Origin of the sequence: Arthrobacter sp. UNCCL28 (assembly GCF_900102805.1) — a bacterium.
Lineage (GTDB): Bacteria > Actinomycetota > Actinomycetes > Actinomycetales > Micrococcaceae > Arthrobacter > Arthrobacter nicotinovorans_A.
The window spans coordinates 24,130-37,433 of sequence record NZ_FMWE01000007.1; the positions used below are offsets into that span (position 1 = coordinate 24,130).

The following is a 13,304-nucleotide window of genomic DNA, read 5'->3' on the forward strand; positions in this document are numbered from 1 at the left end:
TCCTAGCGGACGTCGCCATCCACGTAGAACCAGCGCTTGCCTTCCCGAACAAAACGGCTGGCTTCGCGCTGGACTCCGCGTTCGCCGTCGAGCCTGTAATGAGCGGCGAACTCCACAGTGCCGGAGTTGTCCAGGGGGCCGCCCTTGTCTGTAGAGAGAATGTCCAGCCTCCGCCACTGCATGTCCTCATCGAGGTCCATGGATTGCGGCCTGGTTGAAGCATGCCAGGTGCGCAGCAGGTAAGCGGGATCAAGGACCACGAACGCCGAATACCTGGAACGCATGAGTTGCTCCGCTGTGGGCGCATCGGCATCACCGCGGTGGAAACGGGCACAGCAATCGTCGTACTGGTCGCCGGAAAGGCAGGGACAAGCGCCGTTGCGGAGCCGGGTGGTATCAGGGGTCACAAGGTCCCAATCTGAGGCAGTAAATGAGAGCTGGGCAACATATTTTCCCACGCCGTATAACAGCTTTGAAACAACCCCGCCAGAGTAGGGGGCGGCGCGTGATTCCGTCGGTGCTGGACCGTAGGCTGGATACGCAAGCTGGGTGGGCAATGCGCGCATCACAAAACGACAGCCAGGGGAGGCTACGTGGAGGATCCGACAACACTCGCCATCAACTTGACCTATTTGGGAACACTGGGACTCGCTGTCCTGATGTTCCTGGGTCTCGGGTTGATCATTATCATCACTCTGGTGGTCGCCGGGGTGGGGCGGCTGCTGTCGATTATTCTCTTGGCGATGGTGGGTATTTTCCCGAAAAAGGAAACCACACGCATCGTTCAGTTGCCCCCGCGACCCGCCCGCGTTCCCGATCCTGTGACCGGCGGCGATACCCCGGCGGTTGCTGATTCTCCGCTCGATGACCTGGCCTACTTGGAAACAGGTTCCACAGAGCGGGTGCAGGCTGCGGCAACACTCGCACCGGCTGCCGCCCCGGCCCGGGCCACTGCCGTCCCTGCGGGGTCTGCCTCAGCTCCGGTTCGGCCTGCTGAAGCGCCGGTTGGGTCTGCTGAAGCGCCGTCGGCATCGGCAGAAAAACCAGCCAAAGAACCCGCCGCGGCCCCCGAACCAGCGGCCCCGAAGCGGGACCTCCTTGGAGGCGTTCGACGCCGGCTCTCGGGTACGGCGGCTGGGCTTAAGGACGGCGCGTGGAAAGACAAGGTAGACCCGCGCAACCTGCCCAAACCGGCAGAGGTCAAGTCAGTGGTCGAACACCAGACCGCACACCATCCGATCGTTGTGGCAGCCACCAAGGAACCGCCTGTTCTGGCCAAGGACTGGGCTGACGCTGTGGCCGAGGCGGACCGGCGTGCAGCGGCCCGCGCGCAGGCAGGACAGCCGCCGGCCATCAAGGTGACCGTCCGGGACATCGGTGAGCCAACGCCGTCGTCCAGTAGCGCAAAACAGGGCCCGAACAGCCCGGATGCGTCGGCAAAGCCGGGTGGCGGGAACGGCGGCGGCAACAGCCGGAACGGCGTAGGCGACAACGGCGGCGGGACAAGCTCCGGCGGGACCGGCGGCACGTCCAAGAACGGTGCCGGCAACGGCGCGTCCAACGCCTCCGGCAACGGCGCGTCCAACAGCTCCGGCAGCGGCGGCGCCTCCAAGAACGGTGCCGGCAACGGCGCGTCCAACGGCTCCGGCAGCGACGCAAAGAAGTCGGGCCCGAACACTTCCAAAAATGGGAAGTCTCCGAGCCCGATCCGAAAAGGTTCGCTCAGCAGCGCCAGCCGCAACTCCTAGCGGAAGCCAGACAGCCAGAAGCCTGGCAGCCCGATACTGGGCCGCCAGGTACTAGGCAGCCAGGTACTAGGCCGCCAACTGCCGGAACGTTGCGCCGTGGTAGATCAATGGCTTCGATTCGAGGTTGATGGTGGTGGCCTTGACCTCCAGGACGACGATCGCGTGATCACCGGCGGGCGTCTCCGAAACGACTTCGCATTCAAAGCCCAGCACGGCGCCATCAATCAGGACGGCGCCTGAATCACCCACGCTTGTGGCCAGCCCGGCGAAACGGTCCCGCGTTTTCGAAGCCAACTGTAGTGCCGTAGCCTCCTGGCCCTCGGCGAGTACTGATACACCCAGGCGTCTGGCCTGGCGCAGCTTGGGCCACGTGGTGGAGGAGTTCTGCACGGCGAACATCACCAGCGGCGGCTCCAGGGAAACCCCCACAGTGAAGGACGATGCCACCAGGGCTTCCGGAGTGAAATCCACCATCGCACTGAACGCCGCAACTCCCGACGGGAATTGCGCAAAGGCCGCCTTGATGGCCGCCGTTTCTTCCACTGTGGTCTGAGTCATTCCGGTATCCCCTATCGCGTTGCCTGAGTTCCTTTCCCATAATTCACCTGCTTCCGGGAACGGCAATATTTGTTGATCCGAAAGACATTTGTGTTGCCGCGTGTCAAGAAATATCGCGAAGTAAGGCCTCTTCCATTACCTCGCAAGACGAAAAACGAAGAAGTTCTACCGCTTGCGTTTATGCCTCCGGCGGCCGTGTGTAGCCTCGATTGAACATCCGGTCCACGGCCAATCCCTGGACATCAGGACCGCCCCATCAGCACAGTCCCACCACAGGAAGCCGACATGAGCCTCAACGAGCTACGAACGCTTGGACGCACTGGCGCCCTGATCAGCCCGCTCACGCTGGGCACCCTGAACTTCGGTACCGGCGCCGCACCCACGGGTCCCGCAGAGAGCATCCGTATCATCAAGGCGGCACTGGATGCCGGCATCACCAGCGTCGACACCGCGGACATCTACTCCCAGGGAGAGGCAGAAACCGTGGTTGGCCAAGCCATCCACAGCCGGCGTGACGACGTCTTCCTCGCCACCAAGTTCCACGGACAGATGGGTTCCAACCCGGCACATGCCGGCAACTCCCGCCGGTGGATCGTCCGGGCTGTGGAGGACAGCTTGCGGCGGTTGAACACGGACCGGATCGATCTCTACCAGGCGCACCGTCCGGACTACAACACCGATCTCCTGGAGACCATCACTGCGCTCAACGACCTCATCCGGCAAGGCAAGATCCTCTACTACGGCACGTCCGTGTTCAGTCCGGCCCAGCTTGTGGAGGCGCAGTGGATCGCGAACACCAACCATCTGACCCCACCCGTGGTTGACCAGGTTCCCTATTCGCTTTTGGTGCGTGCCAACGAACGTGATGTTTTCCCCATCACCCAGCAGTACGGCGTCGGGGTTCTGAGTTACGGACCGCTCGACGGCGGCTGGCTGGCCGGCGGATACCGGGTGGGTGCGGGACAGCCCGAAAGCTCGCGATCGGGCGCACTTCCGGGCCGTTTCGACGTAAACGCCCCTTTCAACCAGGGCAAACTGCATGCGGCGGACGCCTTGGCTCAGCTCGCAGCCAGGCATGGTCTGACCCTCATCCAGCTTGCCGTGGCCTTTGCCCTGAACCACCCGGCTGTGACGAGCGTGGTGATCGGGCCCCGTACCGAGGACCACCTGACGGACTACCTGAAGGCTGCCGACGTGGTGTTGAGCGAGTCGATCCTTGACGAAATTGACGACATCGTTGCCCCGGCGGTCAACTTCCTGGAGCGCGACGCCGGCACTGTTGCCCCACACCTTGAGTACCCGGAACTGCGACGCCGGTAGCCACCCTTGCGTTGCGAGGCCCGCTTTGCGCGCTTTGGTCTTCCCTAATGGCGCAGAGCGGGCCTCACAACTGGCTATTGACGGGCTTGGGCAGGGGCGTGATCCTTGTCCTAAGTGCTGCGGCACTCCGCAGCGTTTAGCTTCCAGTAGAACGCCGCCGTCCCATGTCCAAGCACCATGTAAAGCAAAGGGCTGCGAAAGCCGCCACCGCCGGTCAGCCGACCGAGGGTCCCCTGACCCATGAGGAACTGCAGCTCTCCGGCCGCAACCATTCCATGCCGTTGGAGGCCCTGCACGACGACATCACGCCGGCCGGGCTCCACTACCTGCTCATCCATTTCGACATCCCCCACGTCCCTGCTGATACATGGCGACTGCGGCTGGGTGGGGCTGTTGACCGCAGCTTTGAGCTGAGCCTGGACGAAATCAAGGCCAGACCCTCCGTCACCATGCCCGTAACGCTTGAGTGCGCCGGAAATGGCCGCTCCCTCCTGCAACCGCGTCCGCTAAGCCAGCCTTGGGTCATGGGTGCAGTGGGTACGGCCGAGTGGACCGGGACTCCCTTGGCACCCCTGCTGGAGGAGGCAGGTTTGGCGAGTGACGCCGTCGAACTTGTCTTTACGGGTGCGGACGCCGGAGTCCAGGGCGGCGTCGAAGAGCCCTACGCGCGCAGCCTGTCCGTGGCGGAAGCCATGCATCCGGAAGTCATGCTGGCCTACGCCATGAACGGCAGTCCCTTACCGTTGCAACACGGATTCCCCCTGCGGCTGTTGGTGCCCGGTTGGTACGGCATGGCGAGCGTGAAATGGTTGACGTCGATCGAGGCCGTGACGTCGCGGTTCATGGGATTCCAACAGGCTGTTGCCTATCACTACCTGCAAGGTCCCGACGGTCCCGGGCTGCCCGTGACGCACATCCGTGTCCGTTCGCTCATGATTCCCCCCGGGATTCCGGAATTCTTCACGCGACGCCGGATTGTGGACGCCGGTCCGGTCATGCTGCACGGCCGCGCGTGGTCCGGGCACGGCGAGGTTGAACGGGTGGAGGTGGGGATCGACGGCGAGTGGATGCCTGCCCATGTGGATCCGCCCTTGGGTGATTTCGCGTGGAGGTCGTGGTCCATGGTGTGGGTCGCGGGCCCGGGTGAGCACGTACTGCGGTGCCGGGCGATGGATACGTCCGGCGCGCTGCAGCCCACGGAGCAGGTGTGGAATTACCAGGGCATCGGAAACAACATGGCGCAGGTGGTTGAGGTGACGGTGCGGTAGTTGGGTCTCCAGGCTGCGCCCCTCCTGGCTGCCGCCCGTCCTCCCGCCGAGATCGTCGAGATCGCGGGAATGCTGCGGGATCGCCGGAACTTTCCGGGGGTTTTGGCTGGCCTCCCACGACCTCGCTGCTTCTTGCGTTCCCGCAGGGCTTGCGAGGCCCGGTTAGACTCTTCCCAATCATGAGTATCCCGTCATCTTCACCGGCAAACGTCCGAGTCGACGCCTGGCTTTGGGCGATTCGTGCCTACAAGACCCGCTCGGCCGCCACCGCTGCCTGCCGTGCCGGCCACATCCGCATCAACGGAAACCCGGTCAAGGCATCACAGAGCGTGATCATCGGCGACACCATCCGGGTCCGTGAATCGGGCTGGGAACGGATACTCGAAGTGCGGCGACTCATCGCGAAGCGTGTCGGCGCCGAAGCCGCCTCACACTGCTTCACCGACCACACTCCCCCACGCCCCGTTGCACCTAAGCTCGGCCTCCCCCAGCGCGACCGCGGCGCCGGACGGCCCACCAAGAAGGACCGCAGGGATATGGACAAGCTGCGCGGGTAGGGGGATATTCGGACGCGGCGGGGCACTTATCCACAAGCCGCAATTTCTGACGTGAATCTGGCTTCCCTCCCGACCTAGACTGACCGGCACAACGCCAAACAGCTGCTGGGGAGCCTGTCATGTCATGCCTTTCGTCTGCCACTTTTTCTTCTGTCCGGCCTTGGACGGCGGTCATGGCTCTCACTATGGCGGTGCTTCTGAGTGGCTGTCAGGGCGGCCCCGCACCCAGCACGCAACCGTCCGAATCAAGCTCGACGACGGCGTCGCCCGCCACCAGCGCTCCGGTCCCGACCGCTTCGGCTACTCCTTCAGCGCCCGCCGTGTACAAGCCCGCGGATGCGAAGGGGAAGGCTGAAAATGTGCCCGTTCCCGTGATGCCCGAGCTGGCGAAGGAAAACTCGAAGGCGGGGTTGGAGGCGTTTATTGGGTACTACTACGCGACGTTGAGCTATGCCTACGAAACTGGGACAACTGAAAAATTGCTTCCCCTTAGTAGTCCCACCTGCGCGTTATGTACTTCTCTCCGCAAAGGTATCGAGGCCAGCTGGAAAGACGGGAAGTGGATCGCCGGAGCCACAATCAGGTCGGCGACAGTTGAAGCTACTTTTGATCCATCCGCGTCTACGCAGGTCGCCGCCATTCAGGTTATCCAGGAACCAATCGAAATTAGGGATAGAGACGGTTCCCTATATCAAGACCCAACAGGCGCAACGAACTCCGCGAGTCGTGCGGCTATGACCTTTGATGATCAGCGCTGGCTGCTCGTCGACCTTGGTCTGATTCGTTAGTTCATGCAGAAATTCACCCAGAGCGTCAGCGTTCTCGTAAGTACTGCCTGCTTGATGGTCGCGCTTCAATGCGTACCTGCCCACGCGAAGGAGCCGAGAATTGACATCGGCTACGTCGAGAACGGGCTGCAACTTACTGGCACTCAGTGGACCAGGGACCCAGTCACTGGCGAGTTCATTCCCAACGTCAACAGCTCGTCCACCGCCGCCGCCGATCCCAACCAGTACATGGCCGACACGCACTGCCGCGCCGATGGGCCCGACACCAAGGACCCCGGTTGCGATGCCCTCGAATGCCCCGCCACCGAAACCAACACCGAAGCAGGCACCCCGGTCATCTGGAAGGAAGCCCCCAAAGCCATCACCAACCCAGGCTGGACCGACTGGATCCCCGTCACCGGACCCACCTGCCTCTACGACCCCCAACCCGAGAACGTCCTGGACAACATCGCAGCCCGGATCCTCAACGACTTCCAACAACTACCCATCAACCCCGGAACCCTCCAAGCCCAACCCTTCCCCCACACCCTCAAAGGCGCACCCACCAACTTCTACACCACCGCCAGCGAGCAAGACTTCGACGTCAGCATCCTCGGCCAAGCAGTCCACCTCACCGCAACACCGGCAAACTACACCTACGCCTTCGGTGACGGCACCAGCCTCGGACCAACACCAGCAGCCGGCTACCCCATCCCGGAAACCGAATGGCTCAACACCCAAACGCGCACCAGCCACAGCTACACAGAAACCGGCAACTACCAGGCCACCCTCACCACCAGCTTCACCGGCACCTACTCCGTCAACAACGGCCCACCCCTACCCATCAACGGAACCCTGAACCTCACCACACCAGCCCAAACCATCCAAGTCTGGAAAACACAAAGAGCACTCGTCGCCGACACCTGCCAGGAAAACCCCAACTCCTGGGGCTGCCCCGGCGCAAAACCGAAATAGGTGGCGACTCACCTTGGGCCTTCGCCCGCATCACGAACCGCAAACACCCACTTCGAAGGCGAACAACCCATCGATTTACCGTGCAGATGGCGCGTCGTGCCATTCAAGACTCAAAGTGGGTGGCGGCGGCCCGCGGAAAAGTCGGTGGCGGCGGCCCGCGGAACGGGCACGCCAAAAAGAAGAAAGCACCAGTTCCGAAGAACGGTGCTTTCCGATGGCTGAATTCTAGGAGAACCAGGTACCTGGAGGACCCATGAACAACAGGAAGCTGAACACGGCACCCACAGCCACCAACGTGACGACGACGGCCAGAATGGGGTTTCGCAGGACCCACGCCTGGGCTTTCTCGAACCCACCTTGAGGCGAATCTCCCCCAGCGGCCAAGCGCCAGTCACCTGCGAGGAGGCCACGGCGGTCCAGCGACTTCTCCATGGGAATGGTGGCGTACGGGATCACGGCTGAACCGATGGCAAGGAGACCGGTTCGTGTTGACCACCTCTGGTTGATCCAGGTGAAGGCGGCCGTCGCGGCGTAGCAAAGGAACACGAAGCCGTGAATACCTCCAGCGATGCTCACTCCGACGTCGGTGGTGCGCGTGACGTACTTAAGGAACAACCCGATCAGCAGCAGCGTCCAAGTCACGGCCTCGGCAAAAGCTACGGTGCGGAACAAAGTGCGGGGCTGCATGGAAGTCCTCAGGTAGGAAACGGGAGACACCTCGTATTTTACCGGCTGTAGAACTTCCCGTGCGTCACCTACCAACAACACTTCACTTTGCCGAGGGCAGTGCCTGCCGGTTCCGGATACGGGAATCGCCAAACTCGATGGCAACGGGCGCGATCTCCATCTCAGGTTCGTGCCGTGTCCGGGCTTTGCCGACGGCGACGTGAGGCAACCAGCGGGGCGACCTGTAGCCCAGCGCAGGTGAGCTCAGGATGAAGTCGTCAATGTTGTCCAGGCCCAGGTCGTCCAGAAGTGTGTGGAGCCCTTGCACCAAAAGTGCCTGATAGTCGTGCACTTCCTGTGGCACATCCACCTCGAGCCCCATCAGGCGGCCACCGCCCAAAGGAATCAACTTTTCCGCCTTCCCCAGAAAGCCCTGCAACACCGGCAGCTCGGTCAACCAACTGGCGATCTCCGGAAGCGTCTGTGCAGGTGACGACAATCCCTTGGTCCAGGCTGCGATGTCCTTGCCAAGTTCATCGAGTATTCCAACGTGGAGCAGGGTCAGGTGCAGTCCCGGCGGATTTCGGAGCGAATCCACATACCGGGATAAGCCGTCATAGTCAGCAGGTCCCGCGCCGATGCGCAGAACGGGTACCTCAACCGTGATGCGAGGTCCATGCGGTTTGCTTCCAGTGGGGTTGCTGGCCGTCATGGTTGCCATTATGCGCCGAACGCCCAGCGAGTGGGAGGCCGACGGCGGTACTCGCCTGACGCCGTCGAGCCTTGTTCGCTACTTCTTGGGACGGGCCTGGACGAGGTTGGCGAACGGAAGCCGCCCGTGGGCCGCCACGAAGTCGGAGTGGTAGGCAGCCTCGGCCGCGTTCAGCTCGGAGGCGGGGAGTTCCTTCCACGCAACCACCAAGTCCAAAGCATCACGCAGCTGCCAGATGAACCGCGCGTCCCAGACAACAGTGGGACGTCCGCGGCCGTAATCCATGAACTCCTGGATCTGTTTGCGCAGCCCCCGGTTACCTTGGCTGCCGGCGCTGGCTTTGCCCAGGTAAAGTACGGAAGCTTCCGCTATCCACTCGGTTTCCAACGCTTCACGCTTGAGCGAAGGGTCCTTTTTCTTGAACGTGCCTGCGGTGCTCTTGCTGAGGAACACGGGGTCAAAATCCGCGGGGCACAGGATGGCGAAGATGCCGGGGCCTTGGGGAATCCTCATGGGATCGAGTTCGTCGAGCGGCCGGAAGCCGGTGAACCCGTCCTGCATGAGTGACTTTTTGGTGAAGAGCATGGTCCATTGTGTCAATCAGAAGTCACAATATCGCCGCACTGCAGGGGAAGCATCGGAATTGTGCGTTGTAGCTTAAAGTGTTTCTCGGCTGCCCAGCGGCCACTTCATCACTCCAATCGCATAATAGGGGGACTATTTGCGCGCCCAAATCCGGCTGCCCCACAGCCACTGTCCACTCACCTTCTCGGTCGCGAGAGGTGCGGCACCATGCGGAAACTAGTTATTGGTGCTACGGCCGCTTTGGCCGTCGTGACCGGCTCGCTAATTGCGGCCGCCGCCGCGAACGCTGACTCGGGCACCGTCGTTCGCGTGGTTGACGGAGACACCGTGGTGGTTTCCATCAACAACAACGATCAGACGATCCGACTGCTGAACATCAACACGCCGGAAACGAAGGATCCGAATAAACCCACCGAATGCCTCGGCCCGGAAGCGACGAACCACTTGGAGGAAGTGCTACCGGTGGGCAGCAAGGTTCGGTTGGAGTTCGACGTCGAACGCCACGACAAATACGGGCGCACTCTGGCTGGTGTCTTCAATGCCAAGAACCAGCTCGTCAACGCCGAGATCGCCCGCCGCGGGCTGGGGGTTCCGATGGTTGTAGGCGAGAACCGAAAGTTCCTGCCGCCGGTCGAGGCTGCCTACGAAGAAGCGCGTACTGCCAAGGCGGGGCTTTTCGCAGAGGACATCGAATGCACCCTCCCCGCGCAACTGACAGCTGCTACAGAAGCGTTAGCAGCAGCCCAAAGCGCGGCGCCGGCCACGACATCGGCGGGTGCAGGAGCATCGGCCGCTGGGCTTGCGACTGCCATCGCCTCTGCGAAGACCGCCAAGGACCTGCTATCCGCTGCGAGGGACACAGAGAACTCGATCCTGTGGGCGGCCTACTCTGCCAGCGAATCAGCAGCCAAGTTGACCGCTTTGACAGCAGTGATATCCAAGGCTGAGTCTGCCCACAACCAGCTCAAGGATCAAGAAAAGTCGCTCGCCGCAGCCGAGAAGAAGGCTGAGGAGGAACGGGTGGCCGCCGCTGCGCGTGCGGCGGCTGAGAAGAAGGCAGCTGAGGAAGCCGCTGCCGCTGCAAAAAAGGCTGCTGATGAGGCCGCAGCAGCAGAACAGGCCGCGGCAGCAGCCGAAGCTGAGCGGATACGAAACCTCCCCGTGCCGGCACCCTATGTGCCGCCGGCCCAGCAGTACGTTCCCCCTGCCCAAAATTACGTACCGCCGGCGCCGCCCGTCCAATCGAATCCCTACCCCGGGTACACGGGTCCCCGCTGCTACGCTCCCGGCGGCAAGTCCTGGCGTCCCTGCTGACAATCAGCTTGCCTGAAGGCCTGGTACCCCCGCAGAGGGGTACCAGGTTTTCTTGTCGGTGGGCCGGCCCCAGTTGACGACCTACTAAACTCGCATGAGTGATCACAGGTGAAATCAAGTCCCAAGTAGACAAAGTCTGGAATACGTTCTGGAGCGGCGGTATCTCCAACCCTCTGGAAGTCATCGAACAGATCACTTACCTTCTGTTTCTCAAGCGCCTGGACGAGAACCACACTCGGGCTGAGGCACAGGCCAATCTCTTGGGCGAGCCGATTGAGAACGCAGTGTTCCCCGAAGGTCTTGACCCTCAGGGCCGCCCCTACTCGGACCTCCGCTGGTCGAAGTTCAGGGACTTCGGCCAAACAGAGATGTTTACGGTCTTCCAGCAGAGCATCTTCCCGTTCCTCCGCACTGAACTGACCAAGCAGTCCAACGGTGAAGATTCCACGTATAGCCACCACATGAAGGATGCGCAGTTCAAGATCCCGAACGCGGGTGTCTTGAAGCAGGTGGTGGATGTCATCGACTCCATCAATATGGAGGGACGCGACACCAAGGGCGATCTCTACGAGTACATGCTCTCCAAGCTGGCCTCGGCCGGTACCAACGGACAGTTCCGAACCCCGCGGCACATCATCGACCTCATGGTCGCGATGACAGCACCCCAGCCGCTCGAAGCCATCTGCGACCCGGCGGCCGGCACCTGCGGCTTCCTAGTTCAGGCCGGGGAATACCTCCGTAAGAACAACAGCAATCTCCTCACCAATGACGAGACCAGTAAGTTCTTCCACCACGAGCAGTTCCATGGCTTCGACTTCGACTCCACCATGCTTCGGATCGGTTCTATGAACATGCTCCTCCACGGTGTCGAGAACCCGGACGTCTCCTACCGGGATTCACTTGCCGACTTGCACTCCGTCGAGGAAGAAAAGTACAACGTCATCCTCGCCAATCCTCCGTTTGCGGGCAGCTTGGACTACGAGAACGTGTCGAAGGAGCTCCTTAACGTCGTCAAGACGAAGAAGACCGAACTCCTTTTCCTGGCACTGTTTATCAAGTTGCTCAAGCCGGGTGGCCGAGCTGCAGTTATCGTGCCCGATGGCGTTCTCTTCGGCTCCACCGGAGCCCACAAATCCCTCCGCAAGACACTGGTCGAAGGGCACAAGCTCGACGCCGTCGTCAAACTCCCGTCGGGCGTCTTCAAGCCCTACGCCGGCGTCTCCACCGCCATCCTCTTCTTCACGAAGACGAACTCCGGCGGCACGGACAACGTCTGGTTCTACGACGTAAAGTCGGACGGCTTCAGCCTCGACGACAAGCGCACGCCACTCGGCTCTTCCGACCTTGAGGACGTCCTCTCGCGTTGGAATCAGCGCACGACGACGGAACTTGAGCGGGCGCGCACGGATCAGTCGTTCTGTGTTCCATTTTCCGAGATCGAGGCAAACGACTACGACCTTTCACTGAACCGGTACAAGGAGATTGAGTACGAAGAGGTCGAGCATTCTGCCCCGGAGGAAATCTTGGCTGCGCTCGACGAGCTCGAAGCTGAGATCACGGAGGGCATGAACGAGCTGCGGGAGCTGCTGAAGTGAAGTTTGCAAGCCTCGGGGAAATCGCAACAATCGAACGCAGGAGCGTCCGTCCCGAAGATATCTGCGATGGAACGATTTACGTCGGTTTGGAAAACATCGTTTCTGGCGGGGATCTGACTTCGGTTGGCACTGTAGCCAACGGCGACTTGGCCAGCAGCAAGTTTGTTTTCAGTCAGGACCACATTCTCTATGGGAAATTACGCCCATATCTGGCAAAAATCGCTGTGCCAGATTTCGATGGTGTCTGCAGCACCGATATCCTTCCGATCCGAGTGGGTCAAGACATGGACAAGATGTTCGTTGCCCACTACCTGCGCCAGTCACATGTTGTCGAGCAGGCGAACGGCTTGGCTGCCGGCGCCAACTTGCCCCGAGTCAGCCCCACTTCTTTGGCAACGATCCAAATCCCAATGTTGTCCTTGTTGGAGCAGCGGCGGATTGCGGCGATTCTGGACAAGGCCGACGAGCTGCGCGCCAAGCGCCGCCAAGCCGTCGCCCACCTCGACGCGCTCACCCAGTCGATCTTCCACTCAATGTTTGGTGATCCCAGCAAAGCTGAAGGCGGTCGCCGCCTAGAAGAACTTTTGGCATCGATCGACAGCGGAACCAGTCCGGTCTCGGAGGATCGTCCCGCGGCACCCGACGAATGGGGCATTCTCAAGGTCAGCGCTGTCACTACTCAGACATATATCGCCTCCGAAAATAAAGCTCTAGTCAATTCAGAACCGAATGCAAATAACGAGGTTCATGCGGGTGATGTGCTGTTTACTAGAAAGAACACGCCCAAATTGATTGCTGCGGTGGCCATCGTTCGTCACACGCGACCTAAGCTCCTGCTTCCGGATCTTGTGTTCAGGTTGAACATTCGAGATCGGACGGTGCTGGATCCTGAGTACCTTGGGGCCGTGATGGCTTACCCAACTAAAAGAGCATCCGTTCAGCGTTTGGCCGGGGGATCCGCGGCCTCAATGTCGAACATTTCTAAGAGCAAGCTCGCAACGGTCCGAATTCCTGTCCCTTCTTTGGAACTGCAGCAGACCTTCGCAACGCGAGTCGCCGCCGTCGAGCGCTTGAAGGAGACCCACCGCAAGCACTTGGTGGAACTGGACGCGCTGTTTTCTTCGCTGCAGAGCCGCGCGTTCAAGGGCGAACTTTAAGCCGGAGCCCAGCGCCCACACAGATCTGTCGCCGTACGGCAACAAATGCTAAAGTCGGCGTACGGCGACATTTACAGAAGTT

The 13,304-nt window shown here is 61.2% G+C and carries 14 protein-coding genes; 9 read left to right on the forward strand and 5 right to left on the reverse strand.

Features of this window, described 5'->3' with window-relative positions:
- Positions 1-2: 2 nt before the first annotated feature.
- Positions 3-407: a YchJ family protein gene (locus tag BLQ01_RS17250; protein ID WP_245232970.1), complete on the reverse strand. Its 405-nt coding sequence runs from the start codon at positions 405-407 to the stop codon at positions 3-5.
- Positions 408-593: 186 nt separating this feature from the next.
- Here BLQ01_RS17250 and BLQ01_RS17255 point away from each other — a divergent pair, with 186 nt between their 5' ends.
- Entirely contained in the window at positions 594-1,748 is a 1,155-nt protein-coding gene (locus BLQ01_RS17255) for a hypothetical protein (RefSeq protein WP_254779512.1), read from the forward strand.
- A gap of 66 nt (positions 1,749-1,814) precedes the next feature.
- Here the strand turns inward: BLQ01_RS17255 and BLQ01_RS17260 are convergent, their stop codons facing one another.
- Complete coding sequence (locus BLQ01_RS17260; protein ID WP_091553093.1) at positions 1,815-2,306, reverse strand: flavin reductase family protein; 492 nt, start codon at positions 2,304-2,306, stop codon at positions 1,815-1,817.
- A 285-nt stretch (positions 2,307-2,591) separates the two neighbouring features.
- Between BLQ01_RS17260 and BLQ01_RS17265 the strand changes: the two genes are divergently transcribed.
- From BLQ01_RS17265 to BLQ01_RS17285, 5 genes are all read left to right on the forward strand, one after another.
- Complete coding sequence (locus BLQ01_RS17265) at positions 2,592-3,626, forward strand: aldo/keto reductase (RefSeq protein ID WP_026542048.1); 1,035 nt, start codon at positions 2,592-2,594, stop codon at positions 3,624-3,626.
- Positions 3,627-3,790: 164 nt separating this feature from the next.
- Positions 3,791-4,894, forward strand: coding sequence for a sulfite oxidase (locus BLQ01_RS17270; RefSeq protein ID WP_091553095.1), 1,104 nt, complete (start codon positions 3,791-3,793; stop codon positions 4,892-4,894).
- 179 nt (positions 4,895-5,073) lie between these two features.
- A complete protein-coding gene (locus BLQ01_RS17275; RefSeq protein WP_035761097.1) occupies positions 5,074-5,451 on the forward strand; it encodes an RNA-binding S4 domain-containing protein in 378 nt (125 codons plus the stop codon).
- A 173-nt stretch (positions 5,452-5,624) separates the two neighbouring features.
- Positions 5,625-6,239, forward strand: a complete 615-nt coding sequence (locus BLQ01_RS17280) for a DUF6318 family protein (RefSeq protein WP_254779513.1) — start codon at positions 5,625-5,627, stop codon at positions 6,237-6,239.
- Between the two features lie 3 nt (positions 6,240-6,242).
- Complete coding sequence (locus BLQ01_RS17285; protein ID WP_254779514.1) at positions 6,243-7,193, forward strand: PKD domain-containing protein; 951 nt, start codon at positions 6,243-6,245, stop codon at positions 7,191-7,193.
- A gap of 225 nt (positions 7,194-7,418) precedes the next feature.
- On the opposite strand, the gene BLQ01_RS17290 is transcribed toward BLQ01_RS17285, so the two are convergent.
- The 3 genes from BLQ01_RS17290 to BLQ01_RS17300 form a co-directional block, all read right to left on the reverse strand.
- Entirely contained in the window at positions 7,419-7,880 is a 462-nt protein-coding gene (locus tag BLQ01_RS17290; RefSeq protein ID WP_254779515.1) for a DUF3817 domain-containing protein, read from the reverse strand.
- Between the two features lie 82 nt (positions 7,881-7,962).
- The gene (locus tag BLQ01_RS17295; protein ID WP_254779516.1) at positions 7,963-8,571 is read right to left on the reverse strand and encodes a hypothetical protein; all 609 of its coding nucleotides are present in this window, start codon (positions 8,569-8,571) and stop codon (positions 7,963-7,965) included.
- A 78-nt stretch (positions 8,572-8,649) separates the two neighbouring features.
- The gene (locus tag BLQ01_RS17300) at positions 8,650-9,156 is read right to left on the reverse strand and encodes a hypothetical protein (protein ID WP_091553103.1); all 507 of its coding nucleotides are present in this window, start codon (positions 9,154-9,156) and stop codon (positions 8,650-8,652) included.
- Between the two features lie 207 nt (positions 9,157-9,363).
- On the opposite strand from BLQ01_RS17300, the gene BLQ01_RS17305 reads away from it, so the two are divergent.
- From BLQ01_RS17305 to BLQ01_RS17315, 3 genes are all read left to right on the forward strand, one after another.
- Positions 9,364-10,470 carry a thermonuclease family protein gene (locus BLQ01_RS17305; RefSeq protein ID WP_091553106.1) on the forward strand — a complete coding sequence of 369 codons (1,107 nt, stop codon included), beginning with the start codon at positions 9,364-9,366 and terminating at the stop codon, positions 10,468-10,470.
- A 98-nt stretch (positions 10,471-10,568) separates the two neighbouring features.
- Positions 10,569-12,065: a type I restriction-modification system subunit M gene (locus BLQ01_RS17310; protein ID WP_091553107.1), complete on the forward strand. Its 1,497-nt coding sequence runs from the start codon at positions 10,569-10,571 to the stop codon at positions 12,063-12,065.
- On the forward strand, positions 12,062-13,222 hold the full coding sequence (locus BLQ01_RS17315; protein WP_091553110.1) for a restriction endonuclease subunit S: 1,161 nt from the start codon (positions 12,062-12,064) through the stop codon (positions 13,220-13,222). The genes BLQ01_RS17310 and BLQ01_RS17315 overlap by 4 nt, the downstream gene beginning before the upstream one ends.
- Positions 13,223-13,304: the final 82 nt, after the last annotated feature.

Coding starts and splice junctions, on each gene's coding strand:
- BLQ01_RS17260 (WP_091553093.1), bottom strand. CDS start 2,306: ATGACTCAGACCACAGTGGAAGAAACGGCGGCCATCAAGGCGGCCTTT.
- BLQ01_RS17265 (WP_026542048.1), top strand. CDS start 2,592: ATGAGCCTCAACGAGCTACGAACGCTTGGACGCACTGGCGCCCTGATC.
- BLQ01_RS17270 (WP_091553095.1), top strand. CDS start 3,791: ATGTCCAAGCACCATGTAAAGCAAAGGGCTGCGAAAGCCGCCACCGCC.
- BLQ01_RS17275 (WP_035761097.1), top strand. CDS start 5,074: ATGAGTATCCCGTCATCTTCACCGGCAAACGTCCGAGTCGACGCCTGG.
- BLQ01_RS17280 (WP_254779513.1), top strand. CDS start 5,625: ATGGCTCTCACTATGGCGGTGCTTCTGAGTGGCTGTCAGGGCGGCCCC.
- BLQ01_RS17285 (WP_254779514.1), top strand. CDS start 6,243: ATGCAGAAATTCACCCAGAGCGTCAGCGTTCTCGTAAGTACTGCCTGC.
- BLQ01_RS17290 (WP_254779515.1), bottom strand. CDS start 7,880: ATGCAGCCCCGCACTTTGTTCCGCACCGTAGCTTTTGCCGAGGCCGTG.
- BLQ01_RS17295 (WP_254779516.1), bottom strand. CDS start 8,571: ATGACGGCCAGCAACCCCACTGGAAGCAAACCGCATGGACCTCGCATC.
- BLQ01_RS17300 (WP_091553103.1), bottom strand. CDS start 9,156: ATGCTCTTCACCAAAAAGTCACTCATGCAGGACGGGTTCACCGGCTTC.
- BLQ01_RS17305 (WP_091553106.1), top strand. CDS start 9,364: ATGCGGAAACTAGTTATTGGTGCTACGGCCGCTTTGGCCGTCGTGACC.